Genomic DNA, 16,979 nt, shown 5'->3' with positions numbered 1-16,979 from the left:
CTGAAGGAGCTTACGCATGGCACTAACTATGTACATGTCCCTTACGGGAAAAAAACAGGGTGAAATAAAGGGTGGTTGTATTCAATCACATGAAAGTAAAAAAGACAAAATTCTTGTCTACCAAATGGAGCAAGAAACCACAATCCCTAAGAATCCACATGATGGTTTACCTACAGGACAGCGGATCCATAACCCACTTATTGTTATAAAGGGGCTAGATGTTGCTTCACCAAAAATCTTCCAGGCAGTTTGTAGTGGTGAAAGATTTTCAAATGTTACGTTAGACTTCTGGCGTATTACATCTGATGGTATTGAAGAGCATTACTACACTATCCAGTTAGAAGATGCGATTATAGTAAATAGACGAGCATATACGCCGCTAACATTTCAACCAGAAAACCAATCTTATATGGATATGGAAGAAGTAAGCTTTAGCTACTCAAAAATAATCCATACATATAATGATGGAAATATATCAGCTGAAGATTCATGGGTGTAAAGTAATTTCATTCTAATACATAAGGGGAGTTTCCCCTTATATGGAGTTTTTATGAAAAATCAACGACTCCTAGAAAGAATTGGATCTAAAAGTAATGATTCAGATAAAGAATTAATTCTAGCTTCTATTACAAGATATATACAAAAAATTTTAAATACACAACAAGGTAGTGTTCTGATTGACAAGGACTTTGGTATGCCGGACTTCAGTGACCTACGCTGGGGTGAAGGATCAGATATCAGGCGCGACTTAGAGAAGTTCATATCCAAACTCATCTTAAAATACGAGACGAGAATTAATTCAGTTAACGTATGTACGAGGCAGAGTGAAAGTTCCCCTTTATTATTAATTTTTGTATTAGAAGCGAAAGTTGAACTTGATAATAAAATAGTGCCATTAGTATTTGAAACGGTATTAAAGCCGGATGGTCATATAACTTTGAAGCGGGAAAAGTAGAAATAATGTTCAAAGATTACTATCAACAACAACTTTCTCTTCTCAGAGATTTGGGAAAGGAATTCTCAAATAAGCATCCTTCTCTTGCGCCTATGCTTGCAGGGCAAAATTCTGATCCTGATGTGGAGAGGCTATTAGAAGGTGTTGCTTTTCTTACCGGCTCAGTACAGCAGCGATTAGACGATGATTTTCCGGAGTTGATACAAAACCTTGCCCATCTACTTTTCCCGCACTATATGCGTCCTCTGCCTGCAACAACGATTGTACAATTTAAGCCTAAAAGAGGGTTGAGCGAACTGTGCAAAGTGAAAGCTGGTACGGAGCTCAATAGCACTGAAAAGCATGGTGTCATCTGTAAGTTCACGACCTGTGATGATCTAAGCGTATACCCCTTGGCGATTGAGTCTGCTGAGACACACCCAAGTTTTCTGCAGCTTAACTTTCGTTTTATTGAAGCATCTGTCTCCGTGTTAAAAGAAAATTCCCTACGCATTTTCCTCAGTGGGAGCTATGCCAATGCCTCTAATAACTTATTGTTTATACGGGATAACATCGATGGTATTACACTCAGCTGTCAGGGGAAGACATTCTCCTTAACGGGTGAACAAGCAATCAGTCTGATTTCTGAGAGTGGAGAGATAAGTTTATTTGAGTACCCTAATAACGCCAATACATCGTTCAAAAGTATCCAAGAGTATTTTACCTTACCAAAATATCAATTATATATTGATATTCTTGGTGTCGATTGGTTGCAACAAAATCGATTTCTTAATGAAAAAGAATTCTCTATTAAACTGCGATGGAAAACACCTCATCCATACAAAACGTTTAGACAAGAAGACTTCCAGTTATTTTGCGTTCCTGCTGTTAACTTATTTAACCATCATGCTGATAGTATCAGTTTAGACCACAGTGTGACCGAATATCGTGTCAACCCTTCTGGTGGGGAACAATATCAGATTTATTCTCTTGACAGTATTGTGGGCTTTCAACAAGGGTCAGTCAATCAGAGAGAATATTTGCCTTTTACTATGTTCAACCCACAATCATCAAGCGTGGCTGTTTATTCTATGAAACGAAAGGCCTCTATGTTGAGGGATGGCTGTGATTCTTACATCTCCGTTGCTTATACCGAGCCTTTAGAACAAATAAAGCAAGAGCATTTAGCCATAAAGGTAAAGTGTACAAACGGTCGCGTTACTGATGACTTAAGAGTAGGTGATATTTGTGAATCAACGAGTACATCGCCTGTTCTCGCTGAATTTTCTAATATTACAAAACCGACTGCAGCCGTAGAATCACCGCTTGGTGACCAGTTGCTATGGAGAATGTTATCACACCTATATATTAACCAGGCTAGTTTGGCTGAAAGGCAAAACCTCATTACCTTGCTAAAGCTATATATTTTTACTGATTCACAAGACACAAAAAGTACCCTTGCAAATACAAAACGCGTAGAAGCTATTATGACCATCACTTCAAAGCCGGTGTTACGACTTTTTGAAGGAATGATGGCGAGAGGAAATGAAATCATTATCACGCTCGATCCTGATGGATTTTCGAGCAGAGGTGACATGTACTTATTTGGCTGCGCCATTAATAAAGTGATGTCTGGTTATAGCAGCATTAATAGTTTTACAAGGCTTGTTTTTGAAGAATCTGGTACAAGTTATCGGATAACTTGGCCAGAGAAGGTTGGTTTGAAATGTCTCGTTTAAATCAACGTCCGGTTATCGACTTACTCTTTGAAGCACCATATAAGTTCACTTATATACAGGCAATTAGGCTATTAAATTCTGGGCTGGAAGGTTCGAACACAAAAGTAACGTCACGATCCGCATTATCACTTGCTTTTTCCGCAAACCACCTAGAAAGCGTGGTTAAGGAAGATGATCGGGTAGAAATTACTACCAATATTCTTGGCTTATATGGTATTGCTTCTCCGTTACCAACCTTTTATACCGAGGAACTTTTCGAAGAGTTCAGAAATGATGAAACTGCACAGCGTGACTTTTTAGACCTACTGGTTGAGCCGATTTATAAACAGTACTTTCAAGCGTGGGAAAAGTATCGTTCAATATCGTGGCTAGTCGAACGAAATGATCAATCAAAAACAAATCACTTATTTTCATTTCTGGGGAACACTCATCCTCCACCGAGTGCACAGGATGAATTTGATGCTTTTGAGTTGCTTCCCTATGCAGGGCTTTTTACGCAGACAAGGCGTTCAGCTTATGGCTTAAAGTCTGTTGTTCAGGAACTTGTTGGGAATCATGCCACGGTTTCAATATACCAATGGTATCCGAAGTGGGTCGATGTTCCTTCTAATCAATTGTGTCTATTAGGTCAGAAAAATACCTACTTAAATGGCGGGTGTTATTTAGGAGAACAGATTCGTGATTGTGCAAATAATATACAAATTGGAGTTACAACTCATGATTACTTGCTTTTCCTAGGTCTTATTCCTAATGGGGATAGACATATAAAACTATTAAGAACATTAAAGAAATATATACAAGAAGGGTTGGATGTTAATTTGGATCTTAGGTATGAGCGCTTGGAAGACACGCAAACTTATCTAGGTGATGATAATTCCGCTTTACTGGGGCTGAATTCATCATTGGGGAACGAATTATTCACCTTAAACTTTCAGCTAGATTATTTTTCTGTTGATGGAGAAAGTCATTCTTTTTTCAAAAAAGAAAAAATAGATATGATGAATTGTCACAATTATGAGTAAGCACCTCGGAGATAGGGATTTATGACAGACTTTGAATTTACTTGCATAAACTGGCAAGGCAGCACACTCAACGTGATTAAAGTACAGGGTAAAGAAGCTATCTCCCAGCCTTATCGCTTTGACATCATCCTAAGCTGTCCAGAACCCATTGATCCAGATATATTTCTTGGACAAGTAGGTCAATTTTCAATGCGTAATGGCATCGATGAACCCCAGACATATCACGGTATTATTTCCGAAAACCAGCTGTTAGCGAAAACACATGACCAGTATCGTATACAGGTCACATTGGTACCTCGCTTATGGGCATTAGGGTTGGGTACGCAAAGCCAGATTTTCTTAGATAGAAACATTCCAGAAATCATTACGCATGTGTTAACCGACCTAGAGTCCAACGGTCTACCCTTGGCCATTGATATTTCCCTCACCAAAGAATACCCGCAGCATGAATATGTCTGCCAATTCAATGAATCAGCATTGAACTTTATTTCGCGTCTTATGGAAAAAACGGGGATTTACTACTTTTTTGACCAAAAAAATGGGACGGATTGTTTATGCATCAGAGACTTGAGCCTACTACATGAAAGTAAAAACGACGCAGAGCTTACTTATGCATCGATATCCGGTTTAGATTCCATCGAAGACGAACTGGGTGAACCTAATGATAAACCTCAACTGATACATACCTTCACTGAACATTTACAGCACCGCACAGTCGACGTTCATCTAAGGGCTTTTGATGAACAAAAGCCTGATGTGCAAAGTGAAGTTATTCATCCCGTCGCTGATAAAGGCTTCGGAAAAACCTACGTGTACAGCACCCAGTTTAAACGGAGCGAAGATGCTAGCCATCTTGCCGAAATCTGCGCACGTCAACTCGCTTGCCAATTAAAGCAATACGCCGGCAAAAGCCGCGCTACCTGGGTGGAGCCGGGCTATACCTTCGCCTTAAAAGAGCATTTTCTTGGTCGATTAAATCAATCGTACCTGGTCACCGAAGTGCACCATTCAGCTGAACAATCCACATTCCTTACGCACGGCATCAGTAAGAATGAAAACGTTGACACTATTCACTACACCAACTGGTTCACTTGTATTCCAGCCTCCGTGCACTATTACAGCCAGCCCAACACACCGATTCCCAAAATCACTGGTGTGCTCAGCGCAGTGATAGACGGAATAGGAAATGGGGACAGTGCACTGCTCGATGAACAAGGCCGCTATAAAGTCATTATGCCGTTTGACTTGGCATCAGATGCCAAGGGAGACGGTAAAGCCTCCCATTGGATTCGACTCGCTCAACCTTATGGCGGAAATGCCCAAGGTTTCCACTTTCCATTGCTCAAAGGCACAGAGGTACTCCTTACTTTTGAAGAAGGCAACCCTGACCTGCCCGTCATACAAAGCACGATCCCCAATGCCAAAAACCAAAACATCGTGAATGACCAAACGCCATACAGAAATACGCTCAAAACAGTGTCAGGAGCGGAAATCGTCATGGATGACACCCCGGGTAACCAACATATTTGCCTCAGAATAGGCGGCGTTTCCATAGAAATGGGCGACATAGACATATAAGCATAGATGTGTGATTAATCGGGATTAATGAAAAATGAGAATTATAAAAGACCTGAATCAAGGCATATTAACCGCCCCGTTTTCACTGGCTGGTAAGCAATATTTTACTGTCACAACAACAGTGGCTTTCACGCTTGGTGAACAAAACATACTCAAAGATGAACAAGAGATGTGGAATCTACTGGGTGAAGAGTTGGGAGAAGAGATCCTGGATACAGGCATGCCGAAAACAAACGGTGAATGGTTGGTCAAAGGAAAAGCACATTGCTACGAGTCGCCCAAAGAGCATACAAGGGTCAAATCAGGGCTCGCAGGGCGCAGTAAAACCCTTGAAGTTCATGGCCCGAGACGCTGGCAGAAAGATGAAGCGACCTCTGCGTCATCATTTCGCACCATGGCTATCGATTGGGTAAACGCCTACGGACACGAAAAGTGCGCCGAGAATCCCAGTGGAAATGTGTTCCAGCAACCCGCCATGGTGAATTATCCAGGCCATACCCAACTGCATAGAGACCATGAAATTGAACCCGCGAGTTTCTTACCTTTGTATGCCCATCATCCGCGTCGCTACAAACAATTGGGAACTTACGATAAAGACTGGTTTGCTGATCACTGGCCTGGCTACCCACAGGATTTTGATCTCAACTACTTTAATGTCGCCCCCAACGACCAACAACTTTCCGGATGGGTACCTGAAGGTGCGGAGTTCCAGTTGGTCAATCTCCACCCCACTCAACCGGTCTTGACGGGGCGCATCCCCACTCATACGCCAAGGGCATTTGCGCTTCATGAAACAGAAGACAGCACGCTATTTTCAGAAATCACGCTGAACCGCGATACGGTTTGGTTCTTTCCCAGTGTCGAGCTTGGCGTAGTCATTTACCACGGGGTAATTGAAATTACAGACGATGAGGCTCTGGACGTAAAAACGGTAGTGCTGGGCTTAGAGCCACCGGGCTCCGAGCTTTTGCCTATCGAACATTACCTTGCAGAAGCAAACAGCACGCCTGCTGAGCAGGCAGCAAAAATGGCTGGCATTGATCCTTCGGACAATGAAGCCGCTTCTCAGGAAGCGTCTCTCAAAGAACTCGCTATTCAACGGGAGAGAGAAAAAGCCAATGCAGACAATGCGAGGCAACGTCATTTTGAAATCGCCCAGCTAAGAGGGCTGGTACCCACCCTTACCGTCGGAATAGCAGACTACGGATCCTTTATGACGGATATGCTCGAAGGATTTGGCGAAGACACCAGTGAGTTTTTGGAGGGGTTAGAACAACAAAAAAATCAGCTCAACGAAATTAAGCAATCAAGCCTGAAAAAATTAGACAAACAATCTGAAAGCTTGAGCAAAGAAGCGGCTGGCAACCCTCAAAAGACAAACAATCGGGCAATGTTAGATGCACAACAGAAACTACAAGCTGCAAAAGAAAAAATAAATAACGTGGGTAAAGACCCGGAAGATTGGAATCTGCGTGCCAGTAGTCTGCTGGCACTGGGGGAATTAGCCGTCTCAAAACATTGGGAGGAATATCAGGCAAGCGGTCTGAGAACGGTGAGTGCTAAGCGCTACATGCTGGGCTATTTAGAGAAGCCTTACCCCTTTATGGCAAGAGAATGGGGTCTTGATATGGATGAAAGCTTAGAGATTGGTCCTGGATGGCTACTGCCCAACTATCAGGGCGACAAGTTTGTATCCATCACCGTCAGACCGAGCCACCTGAGCGACCCAAATGGGGAGTATCAAGTTCCCGGCAGCCGAACTGTAAATTGGCGATCGGGACCAGAGGGAAAAAACGTTCTCATTGCAGATGAATTATTTCTGGGTTGGCAAATCGCGCAGGACATTGACGACTCTATCATGGTGATCGTCGCCGAAGATGCCACATTCATTCAAGCTGATGAATTAGCGCACGCAGAAAGTATTCTGATCCCCGTTGCGGCTGGAAACAATAGCGACCAGAGTTTACTCGAACCCTGGCAAGCCCTGCATCCCAATGTCATCGCTTGGCAGTTACCGCAAGATTGTGAATGTTTGGATGACCTTATAGCAAACGGACACGAACCACGAGAATGGTTGCAACCTTATGTGTCTGATGAAGCCCTTGAACCGCCCTCAATAGAAGAGCTCATCCAAGCAACATACGACAAACACACCGAAGGAAAACCGCCTGAGCAATTTATGCAGGAGCAGGCAGAAAAGCACCTTGCTCAAACAGAAGAAACCTTATTAAAGCAGGGTCGCTTTTTAGAAGATAAAGCCCCCATTTATGCTGCAATAGAAAAGGCGAGGGCACAAATAAACGCGCCCGCCACACCGATGACATATCAGGATATGAGAGATGTGCTGAACAATCAGCCGAGCCCTGACACCTTACTGCCAAAGATGAAATCAATGAAAGATGTCCCATTAGAAGACATCAAATTAAAACTGGCTGAAGCCAAGAAAAAACAGGCAGCGTTTAACCAAGAAATGAATCAGTTAATCGATGATGCCGAGCAAGCTGAGAAGAATGTTCAAGCGCTGGAAGAACAAGCGAAAGTGATTAAACAAAAAGAAGGTATGGCCGGTCGAAAACTGACGCGTAAAGAGTTGGAGCAAGCCTATGCCAATGGCGAATCACTTCAAGCCCTTGATTTAACGGGATTAGACCTAGCTAAGATTCAACTGGAAGGTGCGGATTTATCAAAATCAATACTCATAGGGGCAGACTTGACGGGCAGTAATCTTGCGAATACAAAAATGGAGGATATTCAGGCAGAAAAAGCCAAGTTTGATGAATGTATTCTTACAGAGAGCAGCTTTAATTCTGCGTTAATACAAGGAGCGTCATTTTCAAAAGCTCAGTGTATACATTGTGACTTTAGCGGAGCGAATCTTACTGAAGCGTCTTTGATAGGTGCAGATCTTACACAAGCAAATTTCCAAATGTCGCAAATAGATAAAGCCGATCTCTCTCAATCGTATTTAATGAATGCTGACTTTTCCAATGTTATGGCTTTTGAAGCTAACTTTGATAACGCACAAATGAAAGGGTGCATATTTAATAAATCCATCTTCAACGATGCCAGCTTTAACCACACAAATCTTTCTGATTCACAAGGCGAGCGGTGCTGTTTATGGGGAGTGAAAGCAGAATCAATGTGTATGGATAATGCAGATATATCCTATTTAGCATTAAGTGAAGCAAAACTTAATAACGCCAGTTTTATGCACGCAAAACTAGTCAGTTTGAGTGTTATTGAAGCTGAAATATATAATGCGAACTTTCAAGGTGCGATACTAAATCAAGCCTACATTAATGAAAGTAGAATAATAAGAAGTAACTTTAATCTTGCTCAGATAAGGCAGGGGCAACTTAGAAATACGGATATGGAAGGAAGTAGTTTTATCGGTGCTAACTTAATGAAATCTTCGTTGGTAAAGTCAAGTTTTTCAGATGTTGACTTTCAAGGTGCTATTTTATTTAACGCTGATGTAAGAAATATTAATATTACTGAAGGGGTATTTAAAAATAGTAATGTTAAACGCACTATTCTCGAAGAAAACAAGAGCATTTGAGGTGTAAATTATGAGAGAGCATGATTTTATAAACCTACTTGGTGAATCTAAATTTATCAAAGGCATAAATCTAAAAAATGCAAATTTATCTGATGCTGACTTTTCAGGAAAAACGTTTGAAGATTGTGACTTTTCTTCAAGTAATTTTCATGGTACTAATTTAGAGAATGCACATTTTATTAACTGTATACTAAATAGAATAAACTTCAGTCATGTAAATTTAAAACATGCAATATTTGAACGTTGTTTGATGCAGTCCTCTTCATTGAAAAAAGTCGAAGCGGTATTCACTTCTTTCAAAAATTGCCAGATGAATGCTTGCATGATAGCTGAAAGTTACTTTCAGCATTGTTCATTAGAGGTGTGTTGTTTTCATCATAGTCACTGGTCTAACAATTCAATTGATATCATGATGATGACTGATTGTAAAATGTCTGAGGCGACATTTAGAAAGGTCAAGTTGAAATCCATGATTATATCAGGAGGAAAGTTCGGAGAAGTTGTATTTGAGCGATGTAGACTCAATAAATGCTTTATGGATGATCAGGACTTAAGGAATGTAAAACTTACAGATACAAGTGTCTTAGCTTGCCAGCTAAATAATTGTGATATGAGAGGGATTAATTTATCAAATATAAATATGGCACATTGCTATTTTAATAATTCTGACTTTTCACATTCGGATTGGTCCCATTCTATTATAAGGAATTGTGCATTTCAAAATGCTACTTTAGAGTTTAGTTGCTTTAAGGGAGCATCAATGAGTGGATGTATTTTTGATGGGGCAAGAATTTCCGGTTCTAATTTTACCGAAGCAGATTTGGGCAAAAGCATACTGACATCTGTGTCTGGCTCTGCTGCTCTCTTTTATAAAGCTAATATGCCGTATTGTGATTTTTCATATGCCGATTTGAGTTTGGCAAATTTTAGTGAAAGCAACCTTATGTACACAAAATTTCACCGGACTAAGTTAGAGCATGCCGACTTTTCGAGGGCAGATAAACGTGGATCTAGCGGCACAGATGCTGATCTATTGCAGGCAGAAAGCTGGAAATAAATAGGGAGAATAATCATGGTTGTTTCACCATTAAAAACGTCCACCCACCAATCGGAAGGTGAACTGACGAGTGGCATCGTGAATGCTGTCTGTACCAGCACTTTTACTGTCGTTATTCACAACCGTCGCCTCACGGCTAAAAAGGCGGCTGGCTGTTTGTTGATTCCTGAGGTGGGCGACACCGTTATGCTTGCCATGCTGGGTGGACAATCCTGGATCCTTGGTGTGCTAGAGAAATCAAATGTCGAGAAGGGCAATATTTCTTTCCCAGGCTCTTTGACTCTGCATACCGGCCAAAAACTAACACTCTCAAGTCTTGCGGGCTTGACGTTACAAACCCCGGCGAAAGCCGCGCTTGTCGCGAGTGAAATGAACGTGAAAACCCAATCTACTCAAGTACACACTAGCCAGGTCAAGCTCACTGCAGAAAAGGCTGATGTAGCCCTTACAGTCCTCCACCAAGTGATCGAACGGGCAGAAACATACACGGAATGGCTCATCAGCAAACTGGGGCGATGTATACGCACTGTCCGTGAGCATGATGAGCAACGCTGTGGCAGCCACACGCAGAGGGTTGAAGGCTCCCATGTAGTGGAATCAGAAAACAGCGTACACATTGCTCGTAAACACATGGCAATGGATGCCAAGAAAATTCATTTGGGATAGGAGAACAACATGTGCATGGCTAACAATGCGGTTTCAGGCAGTTCCATGGCGCCGGCAGACGTATGTAAAACGCCGCCGTTTGGCATACCTGCCCCTTTCCCCAACATGATGAACAGATCCATGTCTAACCCCTCAACCGCCAATACCAAGGTGATCATCGTGAGCGGTCCTGCCGCCACAACCAACACCATAGTATTGCTAAGCAGTGGCGATGAAGCTGGTGTGATGGGCGGTGTCGCCTCCTCAATGATTATTGGCCCATGCCGGAATGCTACAGGCAGTGCATGTGTGATCCATGCCGGTATGCCAGCAACCACCTTCATTCACCCTTCTATGCACAATGGCATGTCGCCTAATACGGTTGGAAACGGCGTCGCGCCTTCACAAACCAAAGTCATGATAATGAGGTAACCGTCATGAAATACACACTCCTTGCCATGTTGTTATTCGGCCTCACTGCTTGTTCCAGTTCGGACGAGCTGGCCGAAGAACTGCCACCGTCTGCGGAACATCCCAACCAAATGGTGTGGACCAAGCAAAAATCTGCTGTGAGCTACCACATACAAGCTGACGAACGACTCAATGTGAATAACGACGCGCCAACCAGTCTGATGTTGTGTGTTTACCAACTGACTGACAGCGCTGAGTTCGTGCAATTCAGCCAAAGTGAGCAAGGAGTGAGGCAGTTGCTGGAATGTGAACGCTTTGGCCCTTCCGTGGCATTTTATCAGCGGCTCTATCTTCAACCGGGGCTAACCCTTTCTGATGTGATGGATAGACATGAAGCCGTCAGATTCCTCGCCGTAGTAGCGGGATATTGGAATTTGGACACCAAAAATGTCACCCAGCTTTATGCATTCCCAACCGATTACACCACCACAGGCAGTTTATTGTGGGAAACGGACCATTACCGTCCCGGTAAATTGGCTGTGCGGCTAAAAGCGGGTGAACAGTCCCTCTGGTCTGAAACAGAAACGGAATAAGGTAGGCAGGACATGGACAAGATCACACCAGTGTATTGGCATCAGGGTATGTTGCTGCAACCTCAGCATTTTCAAATGGAATCTCAGTATCTTCAGTCTCGACAAAACAGGATTGACCAGTTAACACGAAACGAACACTGGGGGTTAAAGGACATTCACATTCAGGTTGATGAGCTGGAACAGGGTCGGCTTGTCGTTAGTGGCGGCGAGTTTTTCTTTCCCGAAGGAAGTGTATTCAGGGTACCACAGGAGGCGACCGTACTAACGCGAGTGCTTGACGATGAGAGTATTCCTTCGGGACGAACAACAAACATTTACCTCGGCATCAAGCGTTGGCAAAGGGAAGGTGCCAATGCTGACGAAATGGCCCGAGATCAACTGTCTAACGCATTAGAATCTCGCTTCTATATACCGGAAGACGTGGATTCTGTGCCTGATCTTTATGGGAAAGGGCTGAATGCTGACGTTCGTAGCATGAAGTTTCTAGTCAAGATTTTTTTTGAATCAGAGCTTGAACACATCAGTGACTACGACCTTTTACCCATTGCGCGCCTTGAGCATGAAAGCGGGATGTTGCGCTTGGCATCTGACTATGTGCCACCTCTTATTAATGTTCAACACTCACAACGACTTAAAAACCAGCTTATTGATATTCGCGATCACATTTTATCCCGGGCAAAACACATTGAAAGGTTCAAACCCACCGCGGAAGAACTGCTTGAACAGGGAGGTAATGACTTCGGGTTAATGCTTGTTCTTGGGGTGCTCGTGGAATGCGCTTGGAAAATTCAGGATGTGACAGAAACCCCTATCCTCCATCCGAGAAAAGCCTGGTCAGATGTTTGCTCCATTGTGGCTAAGCTAAGCAGTTTCGTGAGCCAGTTGTCTGTTGTCGGTGAACCTGGAAGGGAGCGTTGGCCGGAATACGATCATGAAAATCTCAGCCAGATTTTTGATGAACTTCAAACACAAATAAAGCAAGCCCTAAACACGATCACGGTAGGCCCTCAACATGTGATCAGGTTCAGTCAACAGCAAGAAACCTGGTATTGCCAAATAGAAGAAGACGTCTTTAACGAAGACTATCAATTCTGGTTGTTGTTTGAAGGACAACACCGTGAAGACATTGAAGAGGCACTCAGCCACCTCATAAAGCTGGCACCAGAATCCATGTTAAGCACCATTCTCATGCGGGCGCTTTCTGGTATTCCGTTACAACCCCACAGCACCTCCCCACGGGGATTACCCAAAGAAGAACAAGGGGTTTACTGTGAAATCGATGTGACTCATGAACTCTGGCAGGAAACAGTAGAAGAAGGCCAGCTTGCCTTGTTCTGGCCAACTGATGAGGGTGCCCAAGTCACACTCTATGTGCTGAGGAAGTAGACAGCAATGAATGATAGTCAAATACGCCAATTTATGGCGACAACATCCGCGATCGCAGAAAACAGGCTACCCACTCCCCACGAAGAGCTCGTTGCGCAGCTACAAAAAAGGTGCATCGAACTGGAGCAAGGGATGAGCACATCGTCAAACAAGCGCGCGAACCTCGCTTTATTTGCACTCTATGTATGGGCAGATGAAAGACTGCTGGCTTCCGCTTGGGCAAGGGATACCCAATGGAAACCCTTACAGACTCGCCACTTCAAGACCACTTGTGGGGGAGAGCTCTTTTTCGAGCGTTTAAACATGCTCATTAACGAATATCAGAGCGCCACAGCTGCAGAACAAAAGGCGTTGGTCGATGTACTGCGTGTTTATGCGATGTGCCTTAATGCCGGTTTTAAAGGCAAATATTACAATGATGGTGAGCCAGCGTTGAACCAGTTCCGCCAATCACTTCTTGAAATTTTCAATATAAAAATTCCTGCACTTAATACCTACACCTCATCAGGCATGTCAGACGTTCCTCTAAGACCTGCTATGGGAGTAAAAGGACTGTTCATCATGCTGGTCATCGGTGTGGGCTTTGTTATAGGGCTCTTCTTTATCTATCGGGAATTATTGCTTAAGCAGCTGATTGTGTAATTACACAACTAACGAGAAGTGGAATGAAAAAGAAAATCCTGGCGTTAATGGGTTGGCTTTGTTTAATCACCCTGTTACTGCTTTTATCAGCAGCACTTTTTTACACCGTGAATAAAAACCAATGGCCATGGTGGTATGGCGCAATCGGTGCCTTATTGATCTGTGCGTTTGCCTTCACTCTGGTGTCACTGGCGAAATGGATACGTCGACGTCGGCAAAAGCGTCTCATTAAACGTATGGTCACCCATGACCAGCCGCAACTGGACACCACGGAAGAGCAACACAAACATCGCCAAACCGAGGTAAAAAGCCAGTTCTTGGCTGCCATAGACACACTAAAGAAATCGAAGTTGTCGGCACAGGGCGACCCCGTGCATGCCTTACCATGGTTTTTGGTGCTCGGTGAAACCGACTCCGGAAAAACATCCGCGCTACGAAAATGCGGTTTAACGTCGTTAATTTCCAAAGCAGGTCCAAAGTTAAACGCCGATTCTACCGACACCTGTGATTGGTGGTTTTTTGAAGATGCCGTCGTGCTCGATACCGCAGGAAGATACACCCTGCCGCTTAATGGTGACGAGGATGAATACGAATGGCAGGAATTTCTCACACTGCTCGGAAAACACCGAAAACGCGAACCAATCAATGGCATTGTGGTTACCTTACCCGCAGAAATGCTGGTGGAAGGCGATGCAGAGAGAATAAAAAAATACGGCACTTACATTGCTAATCGACTCAACGCGCTGACGACAGAATTAAAAGCACGTGTATCTGTATATTTAATGATAACTAAAGCCGATCACATATTCGGTTTCAACGAATTTGCTGAACAGCTCAGCGCCGACAAGCAAAAAGAGGCGCTGGGCATCACCATTGAGCAGACGTCGGAAGCCTCCGACTTTATTGACATGGCATTGAACGATCTGTGTGACCGAATTGATGCGTTATCACTGCTTTCTCCGAATCAGGTCTCATGCGCTGAGCTCAGCCTAACGGACGAGCTGAAAGCGTTGAAAGCAGTATTGAACCAGTTCGCCAGATCCGCGTTTGGTCATGGGAAATATCATGAAGCCGTGTTACTGAGAGGGATCTACCTTTCCAGTGCCAGACAACAACACCCCACCCAAAGCGCCTGTTTCTCGCAAATCAGCCAAAGTACAGGCCCTGAGAGGGAACACGGTCTCTTTCTTCACGATTTCTTTTCACACTTGTTACCCAGTCAGCGAGCGGCATACCACCCGAGCAGCGCATGGTTAAATGTTCAACGGAAAAAAGTCTACACCCTAGGTGGCGTATTTGTTGCCATCCTCACGGTAGGTGCACTCACCCTCACCTATGTGTTTTGGCAAGGTCACAACCAGCTATCAGCCCTACAGAACAGTCTGGTGAACCTTCAACAACATGCGAAGCAAAATACGTCGCCCGAACAAAGCTTGCTTAGGCTGTCAGATTTACATACCCAGATTGCTGGTTTCGAGCGCGAATTGCCCCCCCGTTATTTGCAGCCTGTCAGCTTAAAGGAACCGATGGTTATCGCCCTTGCTAACGCGAAAGACATATACAGCGAGAACTTTCACCGTCAGGTCATCCACCCCACCAACCAACGGCAATTGCAGTGGCTCAAACATGCAGGAGACCCCAGTGTGGCGCTCGGTGCCGTGATTGATAATTTCGCCTCCCAGCTAAAGGGAGTCGATGCTACCCTCAACGATACTTATCACCCCATCACGCTTTCAACGCCGGTGGGACAAGCAGAAGACAGCGAAACCCCCTGGCTATACCAAGGTGTATACGAATCACTGTTTAACGCCTACCTAGGCTTTAACACCCAGCCTAAACAATTGCTCGCATTGCGTGCCCAGCTCGACAACCAGTTGAACAATCTGCTTGCGATCAACGGTGAACTCTCCTGGTTGGTCAACTGGGCAAATCACCACAATCGACCTGTCAGCTCCAATGAGTTCTGGCAATTACCTTTAGTGAGTCCGCTTAAAATACCGGGGGCATATACCGAACAGGGCTATCAACACATTCAAGCCTTGCTGACCACACTCAGCGCCTTGAAGTTGGTCGACAACAGTCAGGTTTCTCGTTTCAACAGTGGTTATGCCGTTCAATACCTCGAACATTGGCGCAACCTTAACCTGAACTTCAACCAGACCGGCGAAGGCATGACCATGGCAGAAAGGCGTATGGTGTCTCTCACGGTGAACCAACCCGACAATCCTTTTGCCATCTTGCAGCAAAGAACCCTTAAAGCGCTGCAGGCCATAGCAGCAATCAATGATGTGAGCTTACGTTCCCTCACGCTTGCGGAAACGATGTTAAAAGGCTACTGGGCGGAGAAAGAACAAGACAACCTGAATAAAGGACAGGCGTTTTTAGATTCGGCAGTCAACAGTCTGGTCGAAGGGGACAGCGCATATTTAGAAAAAATAGAAAAAGGCAAAGAATGGGTTGGCGCATTCACTCAAGCCATGGTGGTGCAAAACCAGAATATTGATAATCAGTCCAAAGTGACAGAAAGCCTGGGGCGATGGCTAAGCGGCGCAGATTCCGGTGCTGGCATAGAAGATGCTTTTACGGCCACACAGCGACTAGAGAATTTATTGGCCTTAGCGCCCGGCTCAACATCGCTGGGGGGCTATCAGCTTTTCAACAATATCTACCAGTTTATGCTCCAATCCAACATGGAAACCGCCGCCTGCCGCATACAAAGTGCATGGGAAAGTGACGTGCTCGGGCCACTCAAGTACCTGCCCAACAACGAAAAAGTACAGCGACTGTATGAAAAAAAAGGGTTGTTAGATACCTTTCTTACCCAACAGCTCACCCCTTTTGTCAGCCTTGATGGGAGAGGCTGGAAGCCCAAAATGGTGCAAGGGAAACAAATTGAGTTCCAGCCCACCTTTTTCAACTTAGTGGAACGGGGGGCGTATGTTCGGGGTTCGCAGCGACAGGAATATACGGTGCGCATTCGGTCTCTACCCGTTACCGTCAACCGGGATGCGTTAACTTACCCGCAAAAAACCACCCTTTCACTTTCCTGTGAAAGCGGCGAACAGACTTTGGTCAACCATAACTATGACAAGAAGCAGGCGTTCAAATGGCAGCCCTCTTCCTGTCTCACCACCAAAATCAGCATCGATTTTGGCGATTTCATTTTGAATAAAGCCTGGGATGGCGAAGGCGCATTTCCCGATTTCCTTCAGGATATGGCCGGAGGCTCCCTGAGACTGGTTCCCTATGATTTTTCAGGCTCACTGCTGACATTGAAAAAACACAATATTAAGCAAGTGACCATCAATTATGAAATACAAGGAGGACGTTCAATAAGGAACTGGAAAAAAGCCAGAAGACTAGTCACACCTAAGAAAATAACTCACTGCATTTAACAGTTTCATATAAGGTTA

At 44.2% G+C, this 16,979-nt stretch carries 14 protein-coding genes; 13 read left to right on the top strand and 1 reads right to left on the bottom strand.

Going from position 1 to position 16,979, the window contains the following annotated elements; genetic code table 11:
* The first annotated feature begins 16 nt into the window (after positions 1–16).
* The 8 genes from tssD to BM082_RS10285 are packed head-to-tail and all read left to right on the top strand — an operon-like array spanning position 17 to position 10,555.
* Positions 17–499, top strand: coding sequence for a type VI secretion system tube protein TssD (tssD, locus tag BM082_RS10320; RefSeq protein ID WP_017010870.1), 483 nt, complete (start codon positions 17–19; stop codon positions 497–499).
* Between the two features lie 51 nt (positions 500–550).
* On the top strand, positions 551–955 hold the full coding sequence (gene tssE, locus BM082_RS10315) for a type VI secretion system baseplate subunit TssE (RefSeq protein WP_017015724.1): 405 nt from the start codon (positions 551–553) through the stop codon (positions 953–955).
* A 5-nt stretch (positions 956–960) separates the two neighbouring features.
* Positions 961–2,673 carry a type VI secretion system baseplate subunit TssF gene (tssF, locus tag BM082_RS10310; RefSeq protein ID WP_074926848.1) on the top strand — a complete coding sequence of 571 codons (1,713 nt, stop codon included), beginning with the start codon at positions 961–963 and terminating at the stop codon, positions 2,671–2,673.
* Positions 2,661–3,695 carry a type VI secretion system baseplate subunit TssG gene (gene tssG, locus BM082_RS10305; RefSeq protein WP_074926846.1) on the top strand — a complete coding sequence of 345 codons (1,035 nt, stop codon included), beginning with the start codon at positions 2,661–2,663 and terminating at the stop codon, positions 3,693–3,695. The genes tssF and tssG overlap by 13 nt, the downstream gene beginning before the upstream one ends.
* A gap of 21 nt (positions 3,696–3,716) precedes the next feature.
* Positions 3,717–5,273 carry a type VI secretion system Vgr family protein gene (locus tag BM082_RS10300; RefSeq protein WP_017015726.1) on the top strand — a complete coding sequence of 519 codons (1,557 nt, stop codon included), beginning with the start codon at positions 3,717–3,719 and terminating at the stop codon, positions 5,271–5,273.
* 34 nt (positions 5,274–5,307) lie between these two features.
* On the top strand, positions 5,308–8,832 hold the full coding sequence (locus BM082_RS10295) for a DUF2169 family type VI secretion system accessory protein (protein ID WP_074926844.1): 3,525 nt from the start codon (positions 5,308–5,310) through the stop codon (positions 8,830–8,832).
* Positions 8,833–8,842: 10 nt separating this feature from the next.
* The gene (locus BM082_RS10290; protein WP_017015112.1) at positions 8,843–9,889 is read left to right on the top strand and encodes a pentapeptide repeat-containing protein; all 1,047 of its coding nucleotides are present in this window, start codon (positions 8,843–8,845) and stop codon (positions 9,887–9,889) included.
* A 15-nt stretch (positions 9,890–9,904) separates the two neighbouring features.
* Entirely contained in the window at positions 9,905–10,555 is a 651-nt protein-coding gene (locus BM082_RS10285) for a DUF3540 domain-containing protein (RefSeq protein ID WP_017010877.1), read from the top strand.
* Here BM082_RS10285 and BM082_RS25425 read toward each other — a convergent pair.
* A complete protein-coding gene (locus BM082_RS25425) occupies positions 10,543–10,677 on the bottom strand; it encodes a hypothetical protein (protein ID WP_277814926.1) in 135 nt (44 codons plus the stop codon). The genes BM082_RS10285 and BM082_RS25425 overlap by 13 nt on opposite strands.
* On the opposite strand from BM082_RS25425, the gene BM082_RS10280 reads away from it, so the two are divergent.
* The 5 genes from BM082_RS10280 (at position 10,640) to BM082_RS10260 (ending at position 16,961) form a co-directional block, all read left to right on the top strand.
* Entirely contained in the window at positions 10,640–10,966 is a 327-nt protein-coding gene (locus BM082_RS10280; protein WP_241810511.1) for a PAAR-like domain-containing protein, read from the top strand. The genes BM082_RS25425 and BM082_RS10280 overlap by 38 nt on opposite strands.
* A 5-nt stretch (positions 10,967–10,971) precedes the next feature.
* Positions 10,972–11,538: a type VI secretion system lipoprotein TssJ gene (tssJ, locus tag BM082_RS10275; protein WP_017010880.1), complete on the top strand. Its 567-nt coding sequence runs from the start codon at positions 10,972–10,974 to the stop codon at positions 11,536–11,538.
* A 12-nt stretch (positions 11,539–11,550) separates the two neighbouring features.
* Positions 11,551–12,924 carry a type VI secretion system baseplate subunit TssK gene (gene tssK / locus BM082_RS10270; RefSeq protein ID WP_074926843.1) on the top strand — a complete coding sequence of 458 codons (1,374 nt, stop codon included), beginning with the start codon at positions 11,551–11,553 and terminating at the stop codon, positions 12,922–12,924.
* Positions 12,925–12,930: 6 nt separating this feature from the next.
* Positions 12,931–13,566 (top strand): DotU family type IV/VI secretion system protein, encoded by a 636-nt coding sequence (locus tag BM082_RS10265; protein WP_017015115.1) that lies wholly within the window; start codon positions 12,931–12,933, stop codon positions 13,564–13,566.
* A gap of 107 nt (positions 13,567–13,673) precedes the next feature.
* Positions 13,674–16,961, top strand: coding sequence for a type VI secretion protein IcmF/TssM N-terminal domain-containing protein (locus BM082_RS10260; protein ID WP_244275990.1), 3,288 nt, complete (start codon positions 13,674–13,676; stop codon positions 16,959–16,961).
* Positions 16,962–16,979: the final 18 nt, after the last annotated feature.

Source organism: Enterovibrio norvegicus DSM 15893 (assembly GCF_900115495.1).
Classification (GTDB): Bacteria; Pseudomonadota; Gammaproteobacteria; order Enterobacterales; family Vibrionaceae; genus Enterovibrio; species Enterovibrio norvegicus.
Note: the sequence above shows the minus strand (reverse complement) of the source record. Positions and strands in the feature narration are given on the sequence as shown.

Bases quoted from the DNA above. Each gene is read 5' to 3' on its own strand.
- tssD (WP_017010870.1), top strand. From the start codon at position 17: ATGGCACTAACTATGTACATGTCCCTTACGGGAAAAAAACAGGGTGAA.
- tssE (WP_017015724.1), top strand. From the start codon at position 551: ATGAAAAATCAACGACTCCTAGAAAGAATTGGATCTAAAAGTAATGAT.
- tssF (WP_074926848.1), top strand. From the start codon at position 961: ATGTTCAAAGATTACTATCAACAACAACTTTCTCTTCTCAGAGATTTG.
- tssG (WP_074926846.1), top strand. From the start codon at position 2,661: ATGTCTCGTTTAAATCAACGTCCGGTTATCGACTTACTCTTTGAAGCA.
- BM082_RS10300 (WP_017015726.1), top strand. From the start codon at position 3,717: ATGACAGACTTTGAATTTACTTGCATAAACTGGCAAGGCAGCACACTC.
- BM082_RS10295 (WP_074926844.1), top strand. From the start codon at position 5,308: ATGAGAATTATAAAAGACCTGAATCAAGGCATATTAACCGCCCCGTTT.
- BM082_RS10290 (WP_017015112.1), top strand. From the start codon at position 8,843: ATGAGAGAGCATGATTTTATAAACCTACTTGGTGAATCTAAATTTATC.
- BM082_RS10285 (WP_017010877.1), top strand. From the start codon at position 9,905: ATGGTTGTTTCACCATTAAAAACGTCCACCCACCAATCGGAAGGTGAA.
- BM082_RS25425 (WP_277814926.1), bottom strand. From the start codon at position 10,677: ATGGATCTGTTCATCATGTTGGGGAAAGGGGCAGGTATGCCAAACGGC.
- tssJ (WP_017010880.1), top strand. From the start codon at position 10,972: ATGAAATACACACTCCTTGCCATGTTGTTATTCGGCCTCACTGCTTGT.
- tssK (WP_074926843.1), top strand. From the start codon at position 11,551: ATGGACAAGATCACACCAGTGTATTGGCATCAGGGTATGTTGCTGCAA.
- BM082_RS10265 (WP_017015115.1), top strand. From the start codon at position 12,931: ATGAATGATAGTCAAATACGCCAATTTATGGCGACAACATCCGCGATC.